Source organism: uncultured Dialister sp. (assembly GCF_900538805.1).
Lineage (GTDB): Bacteria > Bacillota > Negativicutes > Veillonellales > Dialisteraceae > Dialister.
The window spans coordinates 35,372-41,371 of sequence record NZ_UPZP01000008.1 but is presented as its reverse complement, the minus strand read 5'-3'; the positions used below and the strand labels follow the sequence as shown (position 1 = coordinate 41,371).

Here is a 6,000-nt window from a genome sequence, read left to right as displayed (position 1 = left end):
GTACGGTGATTAGCGGCCGTTGGCCGCTTTCCCCCCTTTGGTGCCTTACGGAACCACCTTCCCCCCGCAAAAGCGGTGGGACAATAAAGCTCCGCGGGTCTGATATCTCATAATTTGCTCTAATTTAAGCACGGGTTGTTGTTCCCCCGCTTGCGGGGGAAAGGTGGTGGCGCCAGCCACCAAAGGGGGCGCTGCCGACAGGCAGCATAAAACACTCCCCTCTGAACCAGCCCGCTCTGTGGGCAGAACCCATCGGTCAGTGCGTCAGCACATGACCGATAGAACCCGGGCGCCGCAGGCGCCTGAGCCCTCTTGCGTTCAGGAATACAGCCCGTCTATCTTCTATCTTCTACCATCTACCCTACCCCACCATTTCCCAGAACCGCTCCTTTTCCTTCCGAAGGGTCATAAAGAGCTTCGCCCGGAGGCGATAGCAGGAGGCCCGGCTCATGGCCAGTTTTTCCGCCATATCTTCCACCCTCTCTCCCCGGAGGAGGGCGGAAAGAAGGGCCCTTTCATTTGCCGACAGGGGGAGGCTCTTCGCGATTTCCTGCAGTACCTCCAGATGATCCCTGCCGCTTTTGGATTCATCGGGGATATTCTCCACTCCCGCCAGGGACTGGATTTCCTGGGAACACCGTTTCATCATCCTTTCCACCATGTGCAGTTTTTCCCAATACAGCCGCTGCCGTATGTAGTAGGGGAAATAGGTGCCCTTTTCCGGCTCGAAGGCCTTCACCCCCTCCAGAAAGGACACCGACAGGTCCTGGCGGATGTCTTCCCAATCCATCCGGGTCTCCCCGGCAGCCAGTTTCCTGAAAAGGGGCTCATAGCGCCCAATGAGGGCCGCCATGGCGTCCCTGTCCCCTGCCTTGGCCTTTACAATCAATTTTCTTTCTTCTTCATACAGTTCTTCCTTTGTCATATACTGTCCGTTTCCGGCATGCCCTGTGTATTTCCGCGGTTACACTCAGCATATTCGGAAACGAATCAGAACGCAAGTTCTGTGCAGCAGTATGGAAACAGGCTTCTTCAGGCTCCATGTCCTGTAAGAAAAAGAAGTCCCCCTGCGCTCCATGGCAGGGGGATTTCCTTTATTCCGTAAAAAGAGGAAACTGATTTTTTATGGACACGCCTGTGGCGTGCACAGCGAACATGATTTGAAGGAGCAAAGCGACGCACAAATCATAGTGAGTCGTTTCCCCTTTAGGGGTGAGGGTTGACGGCCCTAAAGGGCCGAGGGTTCTTAGGGTTCTAAAGTTTGACGGGCCTTCGGCCCGAGGGTTGTGGTATCGCCCTTCGGGCGATGAGATTTATAGTCAGCGTTACGTGCTTACCTTCCCGCAGGCCAGCGGTAAGCCGACAGCCGATAGCGGACAGCAGGAAGTTTCTGACCGTCTGACGTCTCCCGCCAGCCCTACTTCCCGAATTTTTCTCTAAAGGCTTCTTTTTCCGCTTCTTCCCTTGTCTTGCCCTGTTTCATGAAGCGGCGGATTTCTTTTTCCATGGCTTCATAGTCCTTGGGGATGACGCGGCTGATGCGGGGGAGGAATCGGTTCCACTGGGCCAGGATTTCCTCTGCCCTTTCGCTCCTGGTGCAGATGTAGTGTTCTTCGATGAGTTTCCGCACTTCTTCCGCTTCTTCCGGATTGTCCAGGGGCTCGGCGTGGACCATTTCATGGTTCAGTTTTCTTTCGTCCAGGTCCACCACGTAGGCGGTGCCGCCGGACATGCCGGCTGCCAGGTTGAGGCCGGTGGGTCCCAGGATGACGGCCCGTCCGCCGGTCATGTATTCCAGGCCGTGGTTGCCCACGCCTTCCACCACCACCGTGGCGCCGCTGTTTCTCACGCAGAACCGTTCGCCGGCTCTGCCGGAGACGAAGGCTTTGCCGCCGGTGGCGCCGAAGAAAGCCACGTTTCCGATGATGACGTTGTCTTCGGCTTTGAAGGAAGCATTTCTTGGCGGGTAGATGATAATTTTGCCGCCGGAGAGTCCTTTGCCGGCGTAGTCGTTGGCGTCCCCTTCCAGGGTGAGGGTGAGGCCTTTAGGGATGAAGGCGCCAAAGCTCTGGCCGGCGGAGCCTACGAAGGAGAGGCGTATGGTGTCTTCCGGCAGTCCTTCTTCGCCATAGCGCCTGGAAATCTCGCTGCCCACGATGGTGCCGGTGACGCGGTTCGTATTCTTGATAAAGAGTTTGGCCCTGACCGGCTTTTTCTCCTCCAGGGCGGGCTTGCACATGCGCACCAGCTTGGCCATGTCCAGGGTCTTTTCCATTTCATGGTCCTGCTCTTTCATGAAATGGTGGCCCACGGAAATATCCGTATAGGGACGGAAGAGGAGGGCGTCCAGGTGGAGGGTGTCCGCCTTGGCATTGCCGGTGAGGCCCTTCTGCTTCAGGCGGTCGCTTCTTCCCACCATGTCCTCCAGACGGCGGAAGCCCAGGCGGGCCATGATTTCCCGGAGGTCTTCAGCCACGAAGCGCATGAAGTTTTCCAGGTACTCCGGTTTTCCGGCAAACCGTTTCCTCAGTTTTTCATCCTGTGTGCAGATGCCCAGGGGGCAGGTGTTTCTGTTGCACACCCGATACATCTGGCAGCCCAGGGCGACGAGGGGGCCCGTACAGAAGCTGAAACGCTCAGCCCCCAGAAGGGCGGCGATGGCCACGTCCCTGCCGGTTAAGAGTTTCCCGTCGGTTTCCAGTTTCACCCGGTCCCGAAGCTGGTTCAGAAGGAGCACCTGCTGCACTTCGGAAAGTCCGATTTCCCAGGGGAGGCCGGCATGGCGCATGCTGGTCCTAGGAGAGGCGCCGGTGCCGCCGTCATAGCCGCTGATGGTGATGCCGTCGGCCTTGGCCTTCACCACGCCGGCCGCAATGGTGCCTACGCCGCTGCCGGCGGTGAGTTTCACGTTGATTTCCGCCTTCGGGTTCGCATTCTTCAGGTCGAAGATAAGCTCCGCCAGGTCTTCGATGGAGTACACGTCATGATGGGGCGGCGGGGAAATGAGGGATACCCCCGGCGTGGCATGGCGGGTGCGGGCGATGGCGGGGTCCACTTTGCTGCCGGGCAGGTGCCCTCCTTCGCCGGGCTTAGCACCCTGGGCGCATTTAATCTGGATTTCCGAGCCGTGGACCAGATAATTGCCGGTGACACCGAAACGGGCAGTGGAGACCTGCTTGATTTCATCGTTCACGCTGCTGCCGTCCGGAAGGGGCGCAAAGCGCTCCGCATCCTCGCCCCCTTCGCCGGTGTTGCTGCGGCTGTGAAGGTGGTTCATGGCTTTGGCAATGCACTCATGGGCCTCTTTGCTTAAAGCGCCGTAGCTCATGGCACCGGTGCGGAAACGGCGGATCAGGGAGTCCGCGCTTTCCACTTCTTCGATGGGAATGCTGCAGCCGGCGGGATAGGTGAAATCCAAAAGGTCCCGGAGCCGGATGAGGGGCTCATTCACCTTCTTCGCATAGACTTTATAGATTTCGTAACTGCCGGTGCGGCAGGCCTGCTGCAGGAGGCGGATGACCTCTGCCGTGAGGATGTGGGGCTCGTCGCCGTTTCTGCGGTATTTGAAAACATCCCCCGCCGGAAGGCCCCGTTTCCTTTCATAGGCCTCTTCGTGGCGTTTCCTGTTTTCCTCTTCTATATCCGAAAGGCCCAGGCCGCCCACCGGGGAGGCGGTCTCTCCAAAATAGGTGTCTGCCACTTCCTTCCCAATGCCCAGGGCTTCAAAAATCTGGGCGCCGTGGTAGCTCTTCACCGTGGAAATCCCCATCTTGGACATGACGGAGAGTATGCCCTTCACCGATGCGTCCATGTAATTCTTGAGGGCCTCCTCCACCGTCATATGTCCCAGCTTCCCCTTTTCCGCCAGGTCCGCCGCCGTGTCCAGGGCCAGGTAGGGATTGATGGCGGTGGCGCCATAGCCGATGAGGGTGCAGAAATGGTGCACTTCCCGGGGCTCACCGGACTCCAGGATAATGCCCACATCCGGCCTGACCTTCTCCCGGATGAGGAAATTGTGAAGTCCCGCCGATGCCAGAAGGGCGGGAATGGCCAGGTGCTCCCTGTCCACGCCCCGGTCCGAGAGGATGAGGATATTGTGCCCCGCCTTCACCGCGGAGAGGGCTTTGGCAAAGAGACCGTCCAGGGCTTTCTCCATTTCCCCCTTCCCCTCCGGATAGAGAAGGGACAGCACCACCGGACGGAGGCGGTCATCCTGCAGATGCTTCACCGCTTCCATTTCCTCATTGGTGAGGAGCGGCCTGTCCATGGCCAGGGCGGCGGTGCCCCTTTCGTCGGGGTCCATAATGTTGGCCATATTTCCCACATACACCGTGGAGGAAGTGACGATGGACTCCCGAATAGCGTCAATAGGCGGATTCGTGACCTGGGCGAAGTTCTGCTGGAAATAGTCGTACAGGAGATGCGGCCGCTCCGACAGTACCGGCAGCGGCGAGTCCATGCCCATGGCGCCTACCGGGTCCTTTCCGGTCTGGGCCATGGGGATAATCATGTCTCGCAGGTCCTCCTGGGTATAGCCGAAGGCCCGCTGCTGCTCCTCCAGATGCTCCGGCGCCTGCCGCTCCCCCTTGGGCAGGTCCTTGAGGTCCAGGATATGCTCCCGGCACCAGGCGCCATAGGGATGGGCCTTCGCCATGTTGTGCTTGATTTCCTCGTCCCCCACGATGCGCTGCTGGGACGTGTCGATGAGGAAAATCTTCCCCGGCTCCAGGCGTCCCTTGTAAAGCACATCCTTCTGGTCCACCGGCACCGAGCCCACCTCAGACGACAGGATGACCCGGTCATCCTTCATCACGTAGTACCGGGCCGGACGCAGGCCGTTCCTGTCCAGCATGCCGCCGATGACCACACCGTCGCAGAAGCAGATGGCCGCCGGTCCGTCCCAGGGCTCCATCATGAAATTGTGGTACCGGTAAAAATCCTTCTTCTCCCGGCTCATGGAGGGGTCCTTCTCCCAGGGCTCCGGAATCATGACCATCATGGCGTGGGCCAGGGAATGGCCGGCCATGTGGAGATACTCCAGACAGTTGTCAAACATGGCGGAATCGCTGCCTGTGGCATCCACCACCGGGAAGGCCTTGGCCAGTTCCGGATAATCGGAGGGCCGGGACTTGCTCTCCCGGGCATTCAGCCAGTTGATATTGCCGCGGATGGTATTGATTTCCCCATTGTGCACAATATAGCGGTTCGGATGGGCCCTTGCCCAGCTGGGGAAAGTGTTCGTACTGAAACGGGAATGGACCATGGCCATGGCCGTCTTGAAATCCAGATCCGACAGATCCAGGTAGAAATGGCGCATTTGGTCGCTGGTGAGCATGCCCTTGTACACAATGGTCTTCGAAGACAGAGAGGCAATGTAGAAATCGGTGCCCATGCCTTCGGAGAGCGGAATGATTTTCTTCTCCGCCCGCCGCCGGATGATGTAGAGCTTCCTCTCAAAATCCATGGGCTCCGTGAGCTCCGGATTCCGCCCGATAAACACCTGCAGGAAATGGGGCCGTATGCGCTTGGCCTCCTCGCCGATAAGGCTCTCATCAATGGGAACCTCCCGCCAGCCCAGCACCGTCTGCCCCTCTTCCTTCACGATTTCCTCAAAAATACGCTTCTGCTCCTCCCGGAAATCATGGTACCGGTGCGCAAAAATCATGCCGACCCCGTACTCCCCCTCCTGGGGCAGATGGAACCCCAGCACCTCGCACTCCCGCTGGAAAAACTCATGGGGAATTTGGGTCAGAATCCCTGCGCCGTCGCCGCTCCTCTGGTCCGCCCCCTCACCGCCCCGGTGCTTCAGGTTCTCCAGAATCTTCAATGCGTCGTCCACAATGCCATAGGACCTTTTCCCCTTGATATCCGCCACAAACCCGATGCCGCAGGCATCATGCTCATTCCTCGGATCATACAGCCCCTGGGCCTTCGGTAAATCTCTCCATACATCTCCCATACTCCACGCCTCCCGTCGAAAAAAAGCCGGACCCGCAGCAA

Annotated in this window: 2 protein-coding genes; both read right to left on the bottom strand. The window is 58.8% G+C overall.

All coding sequences use genetic code 11. The features are described 5' to 3' along the window. Nucleotides 1–361 precede the first annotated feature (361 nt). Nucleotides 362–925 carry a helix-turn-helix domain-containing protein gene (locus QZQ29_RS01805; RefSeq protein ID WP_296958880.1) on the bottom strand — a complete coding sequence of 188 codons (564 nt, stop codon included), beginning with the start codon at nt 923–925 and terminating at the stop codon, nt 362–364. Nucleotides 926–1,417: 492 nt separating this feature from the next. After that, on the bottom strand, nt 1,418–5,959 hold the full coding sequence (gene gltB, locus QZQ29_RS01800; protein ID WP_296958878.1) for a glutamate synthase large subunit: 4,542 nt from the start codon (nt 5,957–5,959) through the stop codon (nt 1,418–1,420). Nucleotides 5,960–6,000 lie beyond the last annotated feature (41 nt).